Source organism: Neobacillus niacini, assembly GCF_031457145.1.
GTDB lineage: Bacteria > Bacillota > Bacilli > Bacillales > Cytobacillaceae > Neobacillus > Neobacillus niacini_J.
The window spans coordinates 388,559-408,748 of sequence record NZ_JAVDVZ010000002.1 but is presented as its reverse complement, the minus strand read 5'-3'; the positions used below and the strand labels follow the sequence as shown (position 1 = coordinate 408,748).

General features: G+C 39.9%; 18 protein-coding genes. 17 read left to right on the top strand and 1 reads right to left on the bottom strand.

All coding sequences use genetic code 11. The features are described 5' to 3' along the window. Positions 1-17: 17 nt before the first annotated feature. The 12 genes from lspA to pyrE all read left to right on the top strand — a co-directional run bounded on the left by lspA (position 18) and on the right by pyrE (position 13,256). Positions 18-509 carry a signal peptidase II gene (gene lspA / locus J2Y03_RS06745; protein ID WP_310192176.1) on the top strand — a complete coding sequence of 164 codons (492 nt, stop codon included), beginning with the start codon at positions 18-20 and terminating at the stop codon, positions 507-509. After that, positions 481-1,392, top strand: a complete 912-nt coding sequence (locus J2Y03_RS06740) for an RluA family pseudouridine synthase (protein WP_310192173.1) — start codon at positions 481-483, stop codon at positions 1,390-1,392. Before lspA ends, J2Y03_RS06740 begins: the two co-directional genes overlap by 29 nt. Positions 1,393-1,571: 179 nt before the next feature. Next, positions 1,572-2,114, top strand: a complete 543-nt coding sequence (gene pyrR / locus J2Y03_RS06735) for a bifunctional pyr operon transcriptional regulator/uracil phosphoribosyltransferase PyrR (protein ID WP_132085971.1) — start codon at positions 1,572-1,574, stop codon at positions 2,112-2,114. 170 nt (positions 2,115-2,284) lie between these two features. Next, positions 2,285-3,595: a solute carrier family 23 protein gene (locus J2Y03_RS06730; protein ID WP_396954177.1), complete on the top strand. Its 1,311-nt coding sequence runs from the start codon at positions 2,285-2,287 to the stop codon at positions 3,593-3,595. A gap of 158 nt (positions 3,596-3,753) precedes the next feature. After that, the gene (locus J2Y03_RS06725) at positions 3,754-4,698 is read left to right on the top strand and encodes an aspartate carbamoyltransferase catalytic subunit (protein ID WP_310192167.1); all 945 of its coding nucleotides are present in this window, start codon (positions 3,754-3,756) and stop codon (positions 4,696-4,698) included. Then, the gene (locus J2Y03_RS06720) at positions 4,658-5,944 is read left to right on the top strand and encodes a dihydroorotase (RefSeq protein ID WP_310192164.1); all 1,287 of its coding nucleotides are present in this window, start codon (positions 4,658-4,660) and stop codon (positions 5,942-5,944) included. The genes J2Y03_RS06725 and J2Y03_RS06720 overlap by 41 nt, the downstream gene beginning before the upstream one ends. Continuing rightward, positions 5,941-7,032 carry a carbamoyl phosphate synthase small subunit gene (locus J2Y03_RS06715; RefSeq protein ID WP_310192162.1) on the top strand — a complete coding sequence of 364 codons (1,092 nt, stop codon included), beginning with the start codon at positions 5,941-5,943 and terminating at the stop codon, positions 7,030-7,032. Before J2Y03_RS06720 ends, J2Y03_RS06715 begins: the two co-directional genes overlap by 4 nt. Further along, positions 7,025-10,231 (top strand): carbamoyl-phosphate synthase large subunit, encoded by a 3,207-nt coding sequence (gene carB, locus J2Y03_RS06710; RefSeq protein ID WP_310192160.1) that lies wholly within the window; start codon positions 7,025-7,027, stop codon positions 10,229-10,231. Before J2Y03_RS06715 ends, carB begins: the two co-directional genes overlap by 8 nt. Further along, the gene (locus J2Y03_RS06705; protein WP_310192157.1) at positions 10,228-11,001 is read left to right on the top strand and encodes a dihydroorotate dehydrogenase electron transfer subunit; all 774 of its coding nucleotides are present in this window, start codon (positions 10,228-10,230) and stop codon (positions 10,999-11,001) included. The genes carB and J2Y03_RS06705 overlap by 4 nt, the downstream gene beginning before the upstream one ends. Next, positions 10,998-11,939 carry a dihydroorotate dehydrogenase gene (locus J2Y03_RS06700; RefSeq protein ID WP_310192154.1) on the top strand — a complete coding sequence of 314 codons (942 nt, stop codon included), beginning with the start codon at positions 10,998-11,000 and terminating at the stop codon, positions 11,937-11,939. Before J2Y03_RS06705 ends, J2Y03_RS06700 begins: the two co-directional genes overlap by 4 nt. Continuing rightward, a complete protein-coding gene (pyrF, locus tag J2Y03_RS06695; protein WP_310193014.1) occupies positions 11,911-12,627 on the top strand; it encodes an orotidine-5'-phosphate decarboxylase in 717 nt (238 codons plus the stop codon). The genes J2Y03_RS06700 and pyrF overlap by 29 nt, the downstream gene beginning before the upstream one ends. Then, positions 12,624-13,256 (top strand): orotate phosphoribosyltransferase, encoded by a 633-nt coding sequence (pyrE, locus tag J2Y03_RS06690; RefSeq protein ID WP_132085989.1) that lies wholly within the window; start codon positions 12,624-12,626, stop codon positions 13,254-13,256. The genes pyrF and pyrE overlap by 4 nt, the downstream gene beginning before the upstream one ends. 26 nt (positions 13,257-13,282) lie before the next feature. On the opposite strand, the gene J2Y03_RS06685 is transcribed toward pyrE, so the two are convergent. Then, positions 13,283-14,995 (bottom strand): Rqc2 family fibronectin-binding protein, encoded by a 1,713-nt coding sequence (locus tag J2Y03_RS06685; RefSeq protein WP_310192151.1) that lies wholly within the window; start codon positions 14,993-14,995, stop codon positions 13,283-13,285. Between the two features lie 316 nt (positions 14,996-15,311). Between J2Y03_RS06685 and J2Y03_RS06680 the strand changes: the two genes are divergently transcribed. From J2Y03_RS06680 to rpoZ, 5 genes are all read left to right on the top strand, one after another. Beyond that, on the top strand, positions 15,312-17,990 hold the full coding sequence (locus J2Y03_RS06680; protein WP_310192148.1) for a calcium-translocating P-type ATPase, SERCA-type: 2,679 nt from the start codon (positions 15,312-15,314) through the stop codon (positions 17,988-17,990). A 120-nt stretch (positions 17,991-18,110) separates the two neighbouring features. Next, on the top strand, positions 18,111-18,986 hold the full coding sequence (locus J2Y03_RS06675) for a YicC/YloC family endoribonuclease (RefSeq protein WP_310192146.1): 876 nt from the start codon (positions 18,111-18,113) through the stop codon (positions 18,984-18,986). A gap of 59 nt (positions 18,987-19,045) precedes the next feature. Beyond that, positions 19,046-19,309, top strand: a complete 264-nt coding sequence (gene remA, locus J2Y03_RS06670; protein WP_132085997.1) for an extracellular matrix/biofilm regulator RemA — start codon at positions 19,046-19,048, stop codon at positions 19,307-19,309. A gap of 11 nt (positions 19,310-19,320) precedes the next feature. Continuing rightward, positions 19,321-19,935: a guanylate kinase gene (gmk, locus tag J2Y03_RS06665; protein WP_310192144.1), complete on the top strand. Its 615-nt coding sequence runs from the start codon at positions 19,321-19,323 to the stop codon at positions 19,933-19,935. A 4-nt stretch (positions 19,936-19,939) separates the two neighbouring features. After that, entirely contained in the window at positions 19,940-20,185 is a 246-nt protein-coding gene (gene rpoZ / locus J2Y03_RS06660; protein WP_132086001.1) for a DNA-directed RNA polymerase subunit omega, read from the top strand. Positions 20,186-20,190: the final 5 nt, after the last annotated feature.

Genomic DNA, 20,190 nt, shown 5'->3' with positions numbered 1-20,190 from the left:
GATGGGGGTATTCCTTAGTGTTTTATTATTTAATCGCAATTTTTATTATTTTATTAGACCAAGTGACGAAGTGGCTGATTGTTACTAAAATGCACTTAGGTGAGAGTATTCCGATTGTTGAGGATTTTTTGTATATTACCTCACACCGAAATCGTGGGGCTGCATGGGGTATCCTGCAAGGACAGATGTGGTTCTTTTATGTGATTACCGCTATAGTAATTATTGCGATCATTTATTACATTCAAAAAGAAGCAAAGGGTAAATTGCTGTTAGGTGTATCCCTGGCATTTATGCTTGGCGGAGCAATAGGTAATTTTATTGACCGGCTGATACGAAAAGAAGTTGTTGATTTTATTCACACGTATATTTTCAATTATAACTTCCCAGTATTTAATGTTGCGGATTCGGCTTTAGTCATTGGCGTAATATTATTGATGATTCAAATGCTGCGTGATGAGCGAGAAACAAAGGAGAAATCATATGGAGAAAATGGAACACACCATTCTTGAGCAACAAAAAGGTGATCGAATTGATAAGGTTATTTCAACTTTAGATGAAGAATGGTCACGCACTCAAGTTCAGCAATGGATAAAAGAGGGCAATGTCCTTGTAAATGGACAAACGATAAAGACAAATTACAAGTGCAGTGTAAATGATTTGATTGAGATAACCATTCCAGATCCAGAGTTACTAGATGTAATTCCAGAAGAGATGGACCTAGAAATTTATTTCGAAGATAAAGATGTTCTAGTCGTTAATAAACCAAGCGGCATGGTCGTTCATCCCGCACCTGGTCATTTAACAGGTACACTTGTAAATGGCTTAATGGCTCATTGTAAGGATTTATCCGGTATCAATGGTGTATTAAGACCTGGAATCGTTCACCGCATTGATAAAGACACTTCTGGGCTTCTGATGGTGGCTAAGAATGATATGGCACATGAAAAGCTTGTTAACCAATTAGTGGAAAAAACAGTTACTCGAAAGTATCGAGCAATTGTGCATGGGGTGATTCCGCACGACTTTGGAACGATTGACGCTCCGCTGGGCCGAGATACGAGGGATCGGCAAAGTATGACGGTTGTGGATAATGGCAAGCATGCTGTTACTCATTTCCATGTGATCGAGCGGTTTAAGGATTTTACGTTTGTTGAGTGTCAATTGGAGACAGGAAGAACACACCAAATTCGTGTCCATATGAAATATATTGGCTATCCACTTGCAGGGGACCCAAAGTATGGTCCGAAAAAAACGCTTGATATTAATGGACAGGCCTTGCATGCTGGAATTCTTGGATTTAACCATCCAAGAACGAATGAATACTTAGAATTCGAAGCAGCTTTACCTGAAGAATTTGAAGAGGTATTAGAACAGCTCCGAAAAAGTCGTTGACATATTTGTCGAATTAAAGTACGATAACAACAGTTGAATATGCCTTTAAATCAGTCCTGTGAGGCTGAGAAGGAACGGATAAGTTGGTTGGGATAACTCTATGCCCTTACCTAACAAACTCTTGTACCTCTCACCTCCCAATGTGAGAGGTTTTTTTATTATAGTAGGCGGGTGTAAAAATGAACCAAAAAGCAGTAGTACTAGATGAACAAGCAATTGGAAGGGCGTTAACAAGAATTGCACATCAAATTATTGAAAAAAATAAAGGGATTGAAGATTGTGTGCTGGTAGGTATTCGGACTAGGGGAATATTCATAGCCGAGAGACTTGCAGTCAAAATCGAAGAAATTGAAGGAAAACCTATACCAGTTGGAGAATTAGATATAACACTTTATCGTGATGATTTAACTAAAAAAACAGAGGATCAAGAACCGCTTGTTAAGGGGTCAGATATTCCGGTTGAAATGAAAGATAAGAAAGTTATTCTCGTTGACGATGTCTTATATACTGGCAGAACAGTTAGAGCAGGGCTAGACGCGATTATGGATCTTGGACGTCCCTCAACCATTCAACTTGCTGTTCTGGTTGACCGCGGCCACCGAGAGCTTCCAATCCGTGCGGATTATGTTGGTAAGAACATACCTACATCGAGTAGTGAAAAAGTAGTTGTTGAATTACTTGAAGCCGATCAGATAGACCAAGTAAGTATCTTTGAAAAGTAAATAGTTACCCTTTTAAATACAGTCCTGTGAGGCTGGAAAAGGGGGGAAGCGGCCGTAAATATTTCTTTTCGGCATGGAAAAAACCCTCCTAATCCTGTCATGGACGAAGAGGTTTTTTTTATTTAAAAAACACACACTATAGAAATAGAAAGTTTTTGGAGGAGAAGAAATTGAACAGTAAACCTATCTTAGACGTACAAGACATTCCAAAACCAATCCAATGGCTTACTTTAAGTTTACAACATTTATTCGCCATGTTTGGCGCGACCATTCTTGTTCCTTATCTTGTCGGACTAAGTCCGGCAATCGCCTTAATTTCAAGCGGCTTAGGAACCTTAGCTTTCTTATTGATAACAAAATGGCAAGTACCGGCATATCTTGGTTCTTCCTTTGCATTTATTGCGCCAGTCATCGCGGCGAAAGCAACAGCTGGTCCAGGCGGTGCCATGATTGGTTCCTTCCTTGCAGGTCTAGTTTACGGAATTGTTGCTCTAGTGATTAGTAAAGCTGGTCATCGCTGGATTATGAATTTACTGCCTCCGATAGTTGTTGGACCAGTGATTATCGTAATCGGTTTAGCTCTAGCTGGTACAGCGGTTGGTATGGCGATGAACAACCCGGCAGGTGAGTATAGCTTGCTTCACTTCTCTGCAGCACTGGTAACGTTAGCAGCAACCATTATTTTTACGATTTACATGCGAGGAATGTTAAGTATAATCCCAATCTTGGCAGGAATAGTTATCGGTTATCTCTACTCTTTTGCCATCGGTATTGTTGATTTTAAGCCAGTATTAGAAGCATCTTGGTTTGAAATGCCTGAATTTATTATCCCGTTTGTAAGCTACGAGGTTAAAATTACGTGGGACTTAGCGCTTCTAATGGTACCAGTCGCTGTCGTCACGCTTTCAGAACATATTGGTCACCAGCTTGTCCTTAGTAAAGTCGTTGGGCGTGACTACATTAAAGAACCTGGATTACACCGCTCAATATTGGGGGACGGGACAGCAACGATTATTTCAGCATTGATTGGCGGACCTCCCAAAACTACTTATGGAGAGAACATTGGTGTTCTTGCAATAACAAAAGTCTACAGTGTGTATGTAGTTGCAGGTGCTGCTGTTCTCGCTACAATCTTTGGTTTTATCGGTAAAATAACAGCCTTAATCAGTACGATCCCAACACCTGTAATGGGTGGGGTTTCGATTTTGCTCTTTGGAATTATTGCTTCATCGGGTTTGCGAATGCTTGTTGACAGTAAGATTGACTTTGGAAACAATCGTAACTTGGTAATTTCATCTGTCATACTTGTCATCGGAATTGGCGGTGCCTTTATTAAAGTATCCGAATCCTTCCAAATTCAAGGAATGGCCTTTGCAGCAATAGCAGGTGTCCTTTTACACTTAATCCTTCCTGGTAGAGAACCAGTAAGTGAAGATATGTTTGAACAATCAGCAGAAAAGAAAAATGAAAAAACTGCATAAGAATAATCAACCTTTTAAAAGTAGTCCAGTGAGGCTATAAGGGTGTATTGCTAAGTGCCATAATCATTGTGTGGAACAATGATGGACTTGGTTAGATTTTTGCACCCTGATCGAAGAGGATCAGGGTTTTTTTTATCAAAATTGGAGGTGGGAAAAGCATGCTAAATCACTTACTAACGACAAATGAGTTAAAAGTAGAGGAGATTTATCAAATTTTATCTGACGCGCAGAAATTTGCTGATGGAATGAAATGGCGGCCGGAAGAACAATTATTTGCAGCAAACCTATTTTTTGAGAATAGTACAAGAACAAAATCAAGTTTTGAAATCGCTGAGAGAAGATTAGGCTTAGATGTCATTCCATTTGAAGTTCAAACCTCGAGTGTACAAAAAGGTGAGACATTGTACGATACAGTAAAAACCCTCGAATCGATTGGCGTAAATGCTATTGTTATCCGCCACGGGCAAGATCGTTACTTTGATGAACTTGTTGGAAAAGTAACGATTCCGGTTATTAATGGAGGAGATGGCTGCGGTCATCATCCCACACAATCACTTTTAGACCTTTTAACCATTTATCAGGAGTTTGGTCGGTTTTCAGGATTGAAAATCGCTGTAATAGGTGACATTAGGCATAGCAGAGTAGCACGGTCCAATGCAGATACACTTACAAGATTAGGAGCGGAAGTTATTTTCTCTGGTCCAATTGAATGGTTTGATCATCACAGTCTAAGTGCTTCTAGATTTAGACCAATTGATGAAGCAATAGCTGAAGCTGATGTTGTCATGCTCCTTCGTGTTCAACATGAACGCCATCAAAAGAAGGGTAGCTATACAGCAGCAGATTACCATAAACAGTTTGGTCTTACCTTGGAAAGAGAGCAAAACATGAAACCAAATAGTATCATTATGCACCCCGCTCCCGTAAATCGAAATGTTGAAATATCAGATAAGCTAGTCGAATGCAAACGTTCAAGAATCTTTAAGCAGATGGAAAATGGAGTTTATGTAAGAATGGCTGTCTTAAAGAGATCATTAGAAAGTATAAAAGGAGTGTATGGGAATGAAAATACTTATCCAGAACGCCAGTTACACAGCATCTAACGGGGAAACAAATCAGGCTGATATTTTAATAGAAGATGGAATGATTGCGAAAATCGAACAGAAGATAGAGGAAACAGTAGACAAAATAGTGAATGCAGCCGGTAAGTTGGTATCACCAGGATTTATCGATTTACATGTCCACCTCCGCGAGCCTGGCGGTGAGAAAAAAGAAACGATTGCAACAGGTACACTCGCAGCGGCTAGAGGTGGTTACACTACCTTAGCAGCAATGCCAAATACAAGACCTGTTCCGGATTCTAAAGAACAAATGGAATGGGTACAGAAAAGAATCGAAGAGACTGCAAACGTAAGGGTTTTACCTTATGCGTCAATCACAATAAGACAACTTGGAAAAGAGTTAACAGACTTTGAGGCATTAAAAAAGGCAGGAGCATTTGCATTTACCGATGATGGTGTTGGTGTTCAGTCAGCAGATATGATGTTAAAGGCTATGCGTAAGGCCGCTGAAGCGAATGTGGCCATTGTTGCCCATTGTGAAGAAGACACATTAATAAATAAGGGTTGTGTGCATGAAGGATCTTTTTCAGAAAGAAATGGCTTAAACGGAATTCCATCCGTTTGCGAGTCTGTTCAGATTGCTAGGGATGTATTACTTGCTGAAGCAGCAGGGTGCCATTATCATGTCTGTCATGTTAGTACAAAAGAATCTGTCCGAGTGATACGGGACGCAAAGCGAGCGGGAATTAATGTCACGGCGGAAGTAACACCACACCACTTATTATTAACACAAGATGATATCCCGGGGATTGACCCGAATTATAAAATGAATCCTCCACTTCGCGATACTGCAGATTGGGATGCATTAATTGAAGGATTATTGGACGGAACAATTGATTTTATTGCAACTGATCATGCACCGCATACAAAGGAAGAAAAAGATGAGGGGATGGAGTTAGCTCCTTTTGGTATTGTTGGTTTAGAAACAGCGTTCCCCCTTCTTTATACTCATTTTGTCTTAAAGAACATTATCACACTTGAACAATTAATTGAGTTTTTGACGAAAAAACCGGCAGACACCTTTTCTCTTCCATTTGGAACCATTGAGGTAGGAGCTCCTGCAGACATTGTTCTATTAGACCTGCAGGAAGAAAGAGTCATTGACCCACAAGAATTCTTATCTAAAGGAAAAAATACACCATTTGCAGGTTGGCCTTGTAAGGGCTGGCCGCAAATGACAATCGCGAGCGGCAAAATAGTATGGGAAAAGGGAAGTGTTACAGCATGAAAGCACAGCTAATATTAGAAGATGGAACGATATTTATCGGTGAAGGATTTGGAAGTCATATGGATTCCATCGGAGAAGTCGTTTTTAATACAGGAATGACTGGCTATCAAGAAATACTTTCTGATCCATCCTATTGCGGTCAGATTGTGATGTTAACTTATCCATTGATTGGAAATTACGGGATTAACCGAGACGATTTTGAAACGATTAACCCAGCTGTGAAAGGCTTTATTGTGAAAGACGCTACTGAATTCCCTTCCAATTGGAGAAGTGAATTTACGATTGATGAATACTTTAAAATGAAAAAAATTCCTGGAATTGCAGGTATTGATACACGTAAATTAACGAGGATTATTCGAAAGTACGGGACCTTAAAAGGAGCAATCTGCTCAATTGAAAGTGACCCAAATGAAGTAATTAGTAAACTACGACAGACGAAGCTTCCAATTGATCAAGTCAGAAGCGTCTCTACAAAAAATTCTTACCCAAGCCCAGGGCGAGGAAAAAGAATTGTGCTCGTTGACTTTGGGATGAAGCATGGTATTTTACGAGAATTAAATAAACGGAATTGTGATGTTGTCGTGGTTCCTTATCATACAACCGCTGATGAAATTCTCCAATTGCGTCCCGATGGAATTATGTTATCGAATGGACCTGGGGATCCAAAAGACGTCCCAGAAGCCATCCATATGATTAAGCAGGTTTTGGGCTTAGTACCGTTATTTGGAATTTGTCTTGGACATCAATTATTTGCCTTAGCATCTGGAGCTAATACAATCAAAATGAAATTCGGTCACCGAGGATCAAACCATCCTGTTAAGGATTTAGCAACTGGGAAAATTGCTATTACGGCACAAAATCATGGCTTTACGGTTGAAGAAAAGTCATTATTGGATACAAGACTTGTTGTTACTCATATCGCTTTAAATGATGGAACTGTAGAGGGCTTAAAGCATTTGGATTATCCTGCCTTCACCGTTCAATACCATCCAGAGGCTTCACCAGGACCAGAAGATGCCAACTATTTATTCGATCAGTTTCTTGCAATGATTGAGTCTGAAAAACAGGAGGTTACACAACATGCCTAAACGTACAGATATAAACTCCATATTAGTCATTGGTTCCGGACCAATTGTCATCGGTCAGGCAGCAGAATTTGATTATGCAGGCACGCAGGCCTGTATTGCCCTTAAAGAAGAAGGTTATCGTGTAATCCTTGTCAATTCAAATCCAGCGACAATTATGACGGATACAGAGATTGCCGACGCTGTCTATATTGAGCCATTAACAGAAGAATTTGTAAGCAGAATCATACGTAAGGAACGTCCTGATGCACTTTTGGCTACTCTTGGCGGTCAAACAGGTCTGAATCTTGCGGTTGAATTAGCAAACTCCGGAGTCTTAGATGAGTGTGAGGTTGAGATCCTAGGAACGAAATTATCAGCGATTAAACAAGCGGAGGACCGTGACTTATTTCGCAGCCTCATGAATGAACTTAATGAGCCTGTTCCAGATAGTGAAATTATCCATGAATTGGCTGAAGCCCGTGCATTCGTTGAAAAAATTGGATTTCCAGTCATTGTACGTCCTGCCTATACGCTTGGAGGAACTGGCGGCGGAATCTGCCATAATTCAGAGGAGCTTGACGAAATCGTAGCAAGTGGTTTGAAAAGCAGTCCGGTTAATCAATGCCTGCTTGAGAAAAGTATTGCAGGGTTTAAAGAAATCGAATACGAAGTAATGCGTGATGGAAATGACAATGCGATTGTTGTATGTAATATGGAAAACATTGATCCAGTAGGTGTTCATACAGGTGATTCGATTGTAGTTGCACCTAGTCAAACATTAAGCGATAGAGAATATCAGCTATTAAGAAATGTTTCACTTAAAATCATTCGTACACTTGGAATAGAAGGTGGCTGTAATGTTCAGTTAGCCCTGGACCCATATAGCTTTAACTACTATATTATCGAAGTTAATCCAAGGGTAAGCCGTTCCTCTGCTCTTGCTTCAAAAGCAACCGGCTATCCGATTGCAAAGCTAGCAGCAAAAATTGCAGTAGGCTTAACATTAGATGAAATGCTTAACCCTGTTACAGGGAAAACGTACGCTAGCTTCGAACCTGCTCTCGATTACATTGTTACCAAAATTCCTAGGTGGCCATTTGATAAATTTGAATCAGGGAACCGGTCACTTGGAACGCAAATGAAAGCAACAGGCGAAGTAATGGCGATTGGCCGTACATTTGAGGAATCGTTATTAAAAGCGATTCGTTCGCTAGAAACCGGCGTTCACCATTTTGAATTAAATGGAGCGGCTGAAATCAATAATGAATTACTAGAAAAACGAATTTGCAAAGCTGGAGATGAAAGACTCTTTTACATCGCAGAAGCAATTAAACGTGGTATAACAGTAGAAACCATTCATGAATGGAGTCAAATCGACTTATTTTTCTTGCACAAGTTTCAAGGAATCATCGAATTAGAAACAAAAATTGCTGACAACCCAATGAATATGGAAGTTCTTAAGGAAGCAAAACAAAAGGGCTTTTCAGATAAAAAGGTTGCTGAGCTTTGGGAACAAAAGGAAGAGGATATTTACAGCCTGCGCAAGGATTATGGGTTAATTCCAGTTTATAAAATGGTAGATACTTGTGCAGCTGAATTTGAGTCAGAAACACCTTATTATTATGGAACGTATGAGGAAGAAAATGAATCGATTGTAACCGATAGAAAAAGCGTTATTGTTCTCGGCTCAGGTCCGATTCGCATTGGACAGGGGATTGAGTTTGATTATGCAACCGTTCATTCTGTCAAAGCGATTAAAGAAGCGGGCTATGAAGCGATTATTATTAATAATAATCCAGAAACCGTTTCGACTGATTTCAGTATCTCCGATAAGCTATACTTTGAGCCATTAACGATTGAAGATGTCATGAGTATAATCGATTTAGAAAAACCAATGGGTGTTGTTGTTCAATTCGGTGGACAGACAGCCATTAATCTTGCTGCAAAATTAGAAGAAAACGGAGTAAAAATTCTCGGAACAAGCCTTGAGGATTTAGATCGTGCCGAGAATCGGGATAAGTTTGAACAAGCTCTTGAAAAACTCAAGATTCCTCAGCCCCTAGGAAAAACGGCATTATCAGTAGCAGAAGCTGTTGGCATTGCAAATGAAATTGGTTACCCTGTTCTTGTTCGTCCTTCTTATGTACTCGGTGGCAGAGCGATGGAAATCGTTTATCGACAAGAAGAACTGCTTCATTATATGGAAAATGCCGTTAAAATTAATCCAGAACATCCGGTGTTAATAGACCGCTACTTAACAGGCCAGGAAATTGAAGTGGACGCCATTTGTGACGGGAAAAATGTATTGATACCTGGAATTATGGAGCATATTGAACGTGCAGGAGTCCATTCTGGGGATTCGATTGCCGTATATCCGCCACAAACATTATCAGACAGCGTGAAACAAACGCTCGTAGAATATACAGAAAAAATGGCTTTAGGTTTAAATATCGTAGGTCTGTTAAATATTCAGTATGTATTAGCAAAGGGTCAAGTATATGTTCTTGAAGTGAATCCACGTTCAAGTCGTACGGTTCCGTTTTTAAGTAAAATAACCAATATACCAATGGCTAAAATTGCTACAAAAGCGATTTTGGGAGTTTCAATAACTGAACAAGGATACAAACCAGGAATTGTTCCTGAAAAGAAAGGTGTTTATGTAAAAGTTCCAGTTTTCTCTTTTGCTAAGTTAAGAAATGTTGATATCACACTCGGACCTGAAATGAAATCAACTGGTGAGGTAATGGGTAAAGATAGTACGCTGGAAAAAGCACTTTACAAAGGATTAGTAGCTTCTGGAATGAAGATTCAAAAATTTGGTACTGTCTTGTTTACAGTTGCAGATAAAGACAAACAAGAATCATTAAAGCTTGCAAAACGATTTGCGGCAAACGGCTACGGACTTATGGCTACCGGTGGGACAGCGGCTGTACTAGAGTCTGCTGGACTGCGAGTAAAAGTAATCGGAAAGATTGGCTCAGAAGGAAAAACATTACTCGATGTCATTCATAATGGGGAAGCTCAGTTCATCATCAACACACTTACAAAGGGAAAACAGCCAGAACGTGATGGCTTTAGAATCCGTCGAGAAGCAGTTGAAAATGGAGTTCCATGCTTAACGTCATTAGATACAGCAGACGCCATTCTGAAAGTAATAGAGTCAATGAATTTTTCAGCTGAAGCCATGGCTATAGAGGAAAAGGAGGCTGTTTTTGCTTGATTAGAAAAGAATTATGCAAAATCATCTCCCAAGAAGAAATCGCTAAAGACATTTTTGAATTAACAGTTGAAGCCAATTTCGTAAATGAGATTAGCGCACCTGGACAGTTCGTGCATATTCGGATTGACAAGGCACTAGATCCACTTTTACGCAGACCGATCAGTATTTCATCTATTAATAGGTTGAATTCACAATTTACCATGATCTATCGAAAAGAAGGAAAAGGGACGGCACTCCTGGCTGAAAAAGATAAGGGGATGCTGCTTGATATACTCGGTCCCCTTGGAAATGGATTTCCTGTTAATGAAGTAAATGTAGGGGAAACTGCATTATTAGTTGGTGGAGGAATAGGTGTTCCTCCTCTATATGAGCTATCTAAACAGCTTATTGCAAAAGGGGTTAAGGTGATTCATGTTCTGGGGTTCCAAACTCAATCGGCAGTTTTTTATGAAAATGAATTCTTGGAAAATGGAGAAACCTATATTACAACCGTTGATGGTTCATATGGAAAAAAAGGCTTTGTAACGAACGTTATCAACGAATTAGAATTTGATTGTCTATATACTTGCGGACCGACCCCTATGCTAAAAGCAATTGAAAAAGAGTATTCTCATAAGAAAGTATTTTTATCATTAGAAGAAAGAATGGGCTGCGGGGTAGGAGCATGCTTTGCTTGTGTATGCAAAACAAGCAATGAGCTTGAAGATGTATCCTATAAAAAAGTTTGCAGTGATGGTCCAGTATTCCGTGCCGGGGAGGTAGTACTATGAGTAAATTGAACATCGATTTACCTGGCTTAAAATTAAAAAACCCCATCATGCCTGCTTCCGGATGCTTTGGTTTTGGCAAGGAATATAGCCAATTCTATGATTTGAGTAAACTCGGTGCCATTATGATTAAAGCAACAACGGTGGAACCTAGATTCGGCAATCCTACCCCAAGGGTTGCAGAAACATCCGCAGGGATGCTCAATGCCATCGGTCTGCAAAATCCCGGTTTAGCGAGTGTGTTGAGCAATGAATTGCCATGGTTAGCACAGTATGATGTCCCAATTATTGCGAATGTCGCAGGTTCGCTGGAAGAAGATTATATCGAGGTCGCACGAAGCATTTCTAAAGCTTCAAATGTGCATGCATTAGAATTAAATATTTCCTGCCCCAATGTAAAAACGGGAGGAATTGCTTTTGGTACGATTCCTGAAGTTGCTAAGCAGTTAACTAAGAGGGTTAAGGAAGTATCAGATGTACCGGTATATGTAAAGCTTTCACCGAACGTGACAAATATTGTTGAAATGGCAAAAGCGGTAGAAGCGGGCGGGGCTGATGGGTTAACCATGATTAATACGCTCGTTGGAATGAGACTGGATATTAAAACAGGTAAGCCGATTTTAGCCAACCGTACTGGTGGGTTATCTGGGCCAGCGATTAAACCTGTTGCCTTACGAATGATTTATGAAGTAAGTCAAGCTGTAACTATCCCGATTATTGGGATGGGCGGGATTGAGTCTGCTGAAGATGTGATTGAATTCTTTTATGCAGGGGCAAGTGCGGTTGCCGTAGGTACAGCGAATTTTGTGGATCCGTTCGTGTGTCCTACCATCATCGAGGAGTTACCTTTGCAGCTAGATCATTTAGGTTATGAACACATCAGTGAATGCACGGGAAGGAGCTGGCGGGAGCATGGACAACGCACTCATCATCGCGCTTGATTTTGCAAATCGTAAAGAAGTAGAGAAATTTTTACAACCTTTTAACGGTAAGCAGCTTTTTGTAAAAGTTGGGATGGAGTTATTTTATCAGGAAGGTCCTGAAATCGTTCATTATTTAAAAAATAATGGTCATCGAATTTTCTTGGATTTAAAGCTTCATGACATTCCGAATACAGTGAAGAGTGCGATGAAGGGCCTTGCAAGGCTAGAATGTGACCTTGTAAACGTGCATGCTGCTGGCGGCAGAGAGATGATGTCTGCGGCATTAGAAGGCTTAGATGAGGGTACGGCTGCAGGAAGGAAGCGTCCAGCCTGTATTGCTGTTACACAACTAACAAGCACATCAGAAGAGCAGATGAATAAAGAACAGCTTATTTCAGCATCTCTTGAACAATCCGTCCTTCATTATGCCTCATTAGCAATAGAATCAGGGTTAGATGGAGTAGTTTGCTCCGCGTGGGAGGCATCATCCATTAGGGAAGCCCTGGGTGATACGTTTTATACGGTTACCCCTGGTATCAGGATGGAAGAAGACAATTCAGGAGACCAAAAACGGATCGCCACTCCTGAATTTGCAAGAAATGCGGGTGTAACATCGATTGTGGTAGGACGTTCGATTACAAGATCGAATGATTCAGTAAAAAGCTATGAAAAATGGCAGGATGCATGGAGGAGAAAACAACTATGAAAAAATTAATTGCTGAAAAATTATTATCAATCCATGCGGTTGCGTTGAAGCCAAACGACCCGTTTACTTGGACTTCAGGATTACGTTCACCTATCTATTGTGATAACCGTTTAACACTCTCCTATCCGGAAGTAAGAAGAGAGATTGCGAAAGGGCTACAGTCACTTATCCAAGAGAATTTTCCGGGAGCAGAAATCATTGCAGGTACAGCAACAGCAGGAATCCCTCATGCGGCATGGGTCAGTGAGCTATTAAACGCACCAATGTGCTATGTCCGGTCGAGTGCAAAAGGCCATGGTAAAGGTAATCAGATAGAAGGTAAAGTGGAAAAAGGGCAAAAGGTTGTTGTGGTAGAAGATTTAATCTCTACTGGAGGCAGTGTCATTACAGCTGTACAAGCATTAAGAGAAGCTGGATGCGAGGTCCTTGGAGTAGTTTCCATTTTTACATATGGGCTTGACAAGGGGAAAGAAGCATTCACACAAGAAGAGATTATCAGTGAATCGCTTACTGATTTTGCAACTCTTGTAGAGGTAGCCATTGAAAAAGGCTATATTAACCAAGATGACCAGGAAAGTTTACTTTCTTGGAGCAATGCTCCAGCAGAGTGGAGTAAGAGATTCGAATAAATAAAAGGTCCCGAATTCGGGACCTTTTACTTTTTCTTCAGTTTTAAAACGATTTCATCTTTGGGGGTAACATACACAGTCTGTTGATTATCATAAATAACAAACCCAGGTTTTGCTCCGTTTGGTTTTTTCACATACCGGACCTTTGTAAAATCGACGGGGACAGAGCTTGAATTACGAGCTTTACTATAATAAGCAGCTAAGTTTGCTGCTTCATGAATGGTTGTTTCAGATGGTTCTTTGCTGCGAATGACAACATGCGAGCCTGGGATGTCCTTTGTGTGAAGCCAAATTTCATCTCGTGCCGCAACTTTATTGGTTAAATAATCATTTTGCTTATTATTTTTACCAACAATAATCTCGGTACTATCAGAAGAAAGGTAATAGTCAAGAATCGGTTTGGCATTGGAAATCTTCTTCGCATTTCTTTTTTGCCTGCTGCGGATATAACCGCCTTCAATTAATTCATCACGAATCTCTTGAATGTCCTTAGGGGACGCCGACTGGACCTGTTGAAGTAAATTGTCAAAGTATAAGACTTCCTCACGTGCCTTTTCAATTTGTTCAATTACGATGGAAACTGAATTTTTTGCCTTCTGGTATTTGGAAAAATACTTTTGTGCATTTTCTGATGGTGTCTTCCTCGGATCCAAAGAAATGGCAACTGTGCCACCAGTTTCATCGTAATAATCAATTACTTCAATTTCTTTCATCCCCTTTTTGGCAGCATAGAGGTTTGCTGTCAACAACTCCCCGTAGCGCTGGAGCTGCTCAGCTTTCTCCGCTTCTCTTAATGTATCCTCCAATTTTTCAATTTTCTTTTCATTCTTTTCTTTTTCATTTATGATCAATCGTTCAATATCATGTCCTTGCTGTTTTACTCTGTCTCGTTCAGCCTTTCCAAAATAAAAGCGGTCAAGCAACTCGCTTAGAGAATTGAAGCTCTTTACCTCTCCTTTTACATGTTCAAGTGGAAAAAGGTAAAACACATCCTTATTCCCAGTTGACATGATGGCAGGCTCTAACTCCCCATTCCCAATCCTTTGAATCATTTTGATGAATGTCTTTGGAACTGTTGCTCGATTGGCAATTCCACTTTGGTGAATGACTTCTTTCGCGAATAGTGGTGAGGTTCCAGCAAAATGTTCCACAATTTGCTTTTCAAGCTTGCCGCTATTAAAATCTACTTTTCTCAATACATCTTCTTCAACTGCTAAAAATGGATTTTGTTTTTTTTGTTCTGGCGGGTATACATAAGGCTGGCCTGGTAATATCGCTCTGTGACTATTTACTGCAAAGGAAACGTGCTTAACACTGTCGAGAATAATGTTCCGGGTTTTATCAACTAGTACAATGTTACTGTGCCTGCCCATTATTTCTATAATTAGCTGTTTATAGCTAACATCACCGATTTCATTCCGTCCTTTAATTTCAAAAATAATCATCCGATCATTTTCTACTTGATATACATCCTCTAATAGGTAGCCCTCAATGTGTTTTCTAAGCAGCATACAGAACATAGGTGGTTCACTAGGATTCTCGTAGGCTTCATTAGTAAGCTGAACTCGTGCATAGCTGGGGTGCGCCGAAAATAATAATTTATTATTTACTCCATTTGCACGGATTGTTAGAATTATTTCATTTTTATAAGGCTGGTGTACTTTATTAATTCTGCCACCCTTTAGGGTGCGCGCGAGTTCCTCAACCATTGCTTTTGTAAATAAACCATCAAATGACATGGAAAACATCCTTTACTTCAAACATATTTATTCCTTTAGTATAGCTTACAAGGTTAGAGTATGTCTCATTTTAACTTGTTCATACCTTAATCATATCTTGTCTTAATTATCATAGCATTTTTTGGGACGAGGCTGAATAAGCTTTCTTTAGATGGCTAGCGGCAGCGCCTAGCCCCTCGAGACGCTTCGACCCTGCCGATGAAGTCAAAGAACGACTTCCCCGTCAGGTCCGCAAGCAGCTGTCGGGGCTGTGCAAGGCGCTTCCGCTTTTCAATGAGCATGTCTTATACAATTAAGGGGGAAGTGAGATGGTCGGATGAAATTCCATGAGATGGAGATAAATCAAGTAGAAAAGGCCTTAGACACCGACTTTTCTTCTGGGTTATCACCAGAAGCAGTAAAGAAACGACTAGCCAAACATGGGCTTAATGAATTGCAGGAAGGGGAAAAGCAATCGGCTTTACTCTTATTTTTTAGTCAGTTCAAAGATTTTATGGTTTTAGTGCTGCTCGCAGCCACGTTATTATCAGGATTACTTGGTGAGTACATTGATGCAGTAGCAATTATAGCCATTGTTATTATTAATGGTGTTCTTGGCTTTTTCCAAGAAAGAAGAGCAGAGAAATCTCTGCAAGCTCTAAAGGAATTATCTGCTCCACAGGTTTCCGTTTTACGGGAAGGTCAGTGGATGAAAATCCCTTCAAAGGAAATTGTTGCCGGGGATATTATTAAATTTACAAGCGGGGACAGAATTGGTGCGGATGTTCGGATTATCGAATCAAGGAGTTTAGAAATCGAGGAATCAGCCCTTACTGGGGAATCCGTTCCTGTCTCAAAGCATATCGATAGCTTAAAAACAATAAACCCTGGAATTGGTGATATGGAAAACATTGCCTTCATGGGCACCATGATTACTAGGGGAAGCGGGGTAGGAGTAGTCATCGCTACTGGTATGAAAACAGCGATGGGGCAAATTGCTGATTTACTCCAAAATGCCCAAACGCAAGAGACACCTTTGCAGAGACGCTTAGAGCAGCTAGGGAAAATTTTAATATCAGTTGCATTAATCTTGACCGTTCTCGTTGTTGCAATCGGAGTCTTACAGGGACATGAACTTTATATGATGTTCTTAGCAGGGGTTTCTCTTGCTGTTGCAGCTATACCTGAAGGATTGCCAGCGATTGTAACTGTTGCTTTGTCACTTGGAGTTCAAAAAATGATTAAAAGAAATGCCATCGTAAGGAAGCTGCCTGCAGTAGAGACACTTGGCTGTGCGTCTGTTATTTGTTCTGATAAAACAGGAACAATGACACAAAACAAAATGACCGTTACCCAATTATGGAGCGGGGGGAATACGTGGACAGTTGACGGTGTTGGATATCATCCTCAAGGAGAGTTTTACCGCGAAAATACTCGTGTTCATCCAAAAGATGAGAAAGCTTTACAGCAGATGCTTATTTTTGGGATGATTTGTAATAATTCAGATTTAGTCATGAAGGATGAAGACTACATTCTTGACGGGGATCCAACAGAAGGCGCGTTACTTGTTAGTGCGATGAAAGCGGGGTTTGATCGAACAAATCTATTAGATGAGTTCACAATAATCAAGGAATTTCCGTTTGACTCATCAAGAAAAATGATGAGTATGCATGTTAAAGATAAGCAAGGAAGGAATTTTATTGTTACAAAAGGCGCGCCGGATGTGATTATTGGCAAGAGTGAATCCATTCTCTGGGATGGCAAAACACAATATCTTGGTCAACATATCCAGGGTCAGGTTCAAGAGGCTATCAATAACCTCGCTTCTAATGCGCTTAGAACAATTGCAATTGCTTTTAAACCTATTCCAACGAATACGGTTATCCTTAGTGAACAGGAAGCAGAAAAGAAATTAACGTTTATTGGTGTTCAAGGGATGATTGATCCGCCAAGACCTGAAGTGAAAGACGCTGTGAAAGAATGTAATGATGCAGGTATTAAAACAGTAATGATTACAGGTGACCATGTTATTACAGCTAAAGCCATTGCATCTCAGCTAGGTATTTTAACCAAGAAAAGTAAGGTTCTCGATGGAAATGCTTTATCAACTATGTCGGTTGAGGAGCTTGAGGAAGTAGTTGATGATATAGCCGTATTTGCCCGGGTTTCACCAGAACATAAATTGAAAATCGTCAAGGCTTTACAAAATAGGGGACATATTGTCGCGATGACAGGTGATGGTGTTAACGACGCACCTGCGATTAAAGCTGCAGATATCGGCGTTGCAATGGGGATTACGGGAACAGATGTGGCAAAAGAAGCATCTTCACTTGTATTATTAGATGATAATTTTGCAACCATAAAGTCGGCAATTGAAGAAGGCAGGAATATATATGAAAATATTCGGAAATTTGTCCGCTATTTACTTGCTTCAAATGTAGGGGAAATATTGGTTATGTTGTTTGCGATGATTTTAGCCCTGCCGCTTCCTCTCGTTCCGATTCAAATTCTCTGGGTTAATTTAGTGACGGATGGTTTACCAGCAATGGCATTAGGACTTGACCGGCCAGAAGAGGATGTAATGAAGCGGAAGCCTCGTAGTCCAAATGAAGGTGTCTTTGCTAGAGGCTTAGGCTGGAAGGTAGTTTCAAGGGGGTTTCTGATTGGAATTGTAACACTGCTTGCCTTTATCATTGTCTATGATCAGAATCCTGATAATCTGGCATATGCACAGACAATCGCATTTGCAACATTAGTGATGGCTCAGCTCATTCATGTATTTGATTGTAGAAGTGAAAAGTCTGTCTTATCAAGAAACCCTTTTGGGAATCAATACCTTGTTTGGGCAGTTATTTCATCGCTTGCACTGATGATTGCAGTAATATACTACCCGCCATTTCAACCAATTTTTCATACCTTACCAATCTTAGCAAAAGACTGGCTTTTGATTATTGGACTATCATCCATTCCAACTTTTTTACTAGCCGGATCATTTTTGTTAAGAAAAACAAAATAAAGTGTGTTATAATCCAAGAGGTAGTAGAGGTGACTCTATTACCTTTTGTTAATTTCTAGAATAATGCAATATACTTTACATAGGTTAGCCGCTCATCTTCAATAGATTGGAGTGTACTTAATGGTAATAAGTATGACGGGCTTCGGGCGAAGCAGGATTGTCTCAGCCTCTTTTTCTGTGAATGTAGAAGTAAAAACGGTCAACCATCGCTTTAGTGAAATAAATGTTCGGATGCCCAGACAGCTGTTAAAGATTGAAGATAAAATAAAGAAAAAATTGAATGAGCATCTTCGTCGTGGCAGAGCTGAGGTTTATATCATGATAGATGGGGAAGGTGCCGTTACTCGAAAAATTCAGGTTGATTGGAAGCTGTTCGAAGAATATTACCTGTTTATCAAACAAGCTCAAGATAGATTCAATATTGAAGGGAAAATATCACTTCAAGATTTATTAACCCGTAATGATTTTTTACATATCGAAGAAATTGATGAAGGCAGCGAAGAATTGGAAAATTTAGTACTAAAAGCAACAGAAGAAGCTGTTTTACTATGTAAACAAATGCGAGTAACAGAAGGAGAAGAGCTAAGAAAGGACCTGCTCACTTCTTTACAGCAAATAGATACACATATCGATGAACTGAAGGAATTTGCACCCGAGGTTGTCTCAGCCTATAGAGAACGATTACAGAAACGAATTGAGGAAATCATTCAGGGACAATTTGATGAAACACGTGTATTAACTGAAGTCGCTATTTTTGCTGATAAGGTTGATATTAATGAAGAATTAACAAGGTTAAAAAGCCATATTCAGCAATTTAGGCAAACAGTAAACGATCAAGAGCCAATTGGAAGAAAGCTTGATTTCCTTGTTCAAGAAATGAATAGGGAAGCAAATACGATTGGTTCAAAAGCAAATGACTCGAATATTACAAAAAAGGTAGTAGATATCAAAAGTTTGCTTGAGAAGTTGAAGGAACAAGTTCAAAATATTGAATAACAGTGTTTAGGAAACGTTTGACACGGCAAAAATATATTATTGATGATTGGATGATAATCATGTCGATTAAGTTGATTAATATTGGATTTGGAAACATCGTATCTGCCAATCGGATAATTTCAATTGTAAGCCCTGAATCTGCTCCGATAAAGAGGATTATCCAAGATGCACGGGATCGGGGTTCATTGATTGATGCTACATATGGAAGACGTACTCGTGCAGTAATTGTCATGGATAGTGATCATGTCATTTTATCAGCGGTACAGCCTGAAACGGTTGCCCATCGACTGGCGGACCGTGATGAAATTATTGAAGAAGGGTAGGATTATAGAAAATGCAGGAAAAAGGATTGCTTATCGTATTTTCTGGTCCATCTGGTGTCGGAAAAGGAACAGTTAGAAAAGAAATATTTTCCCATCCGGACACGGCTTTTGAATACTCAATATCTGCAACAACACGTGCACCTCGTCCGGGTGAAGTCAATGGGATTGATTACTTCTTTAAGTCACGGGAAGAATTTGAAATATTAATTGAACAAGGGAAACTATTAGAGTATGCACAGTTTGTGGGTAATTATTATGGCACACCTGTGGATTATGTCCGTGAAACCTTGGATGCTGGAAAAGACGTTTTTTTAGAAATCGAAGTAAAGGGTGCACGTCAAGTTAGGGAAAAATTTCCAGAAGGTTTGTTTATCTTCTTGATGCCGCCAAGTCTTTCCGAGTTAAAGAACCGCATTGTTACAAGAGGTACAGAAACAGAAGAGTTAATCAACAATCGGATGTTATCTGCACGCGAAGAAATTGAAATGATGGAATTATACGATTATGTTGTAGAAAATGATCAAGTAGAATTGGCTTGTGAACGTGTGAAAGCAATTGTGGTGGCGGAACATTGCCGCAGAGAACGTGTAGAACATAGATATAAAAAATTACTGGAGGTTGAATAAATAAATGTTATATCCTTCGATTGATTCATTACTCAATAAAATTGATTCAAAATATTCTCTTGTTTCCGTTGCTGCAAAACGTGCTCGAGCTATGCAGCAAGCACATGATGAAAGATTACCTAAATATGTTTCCTACAAACATGTAGGAAAAGCTCTAGAGGAAATCTACAGTGGAGAGCTAACGTATCGGGTTCCTAAAAAATCAGAAACAGGTGCGATTTACGGGAAAGACAGCTCAATAGGCAAATAATAAAC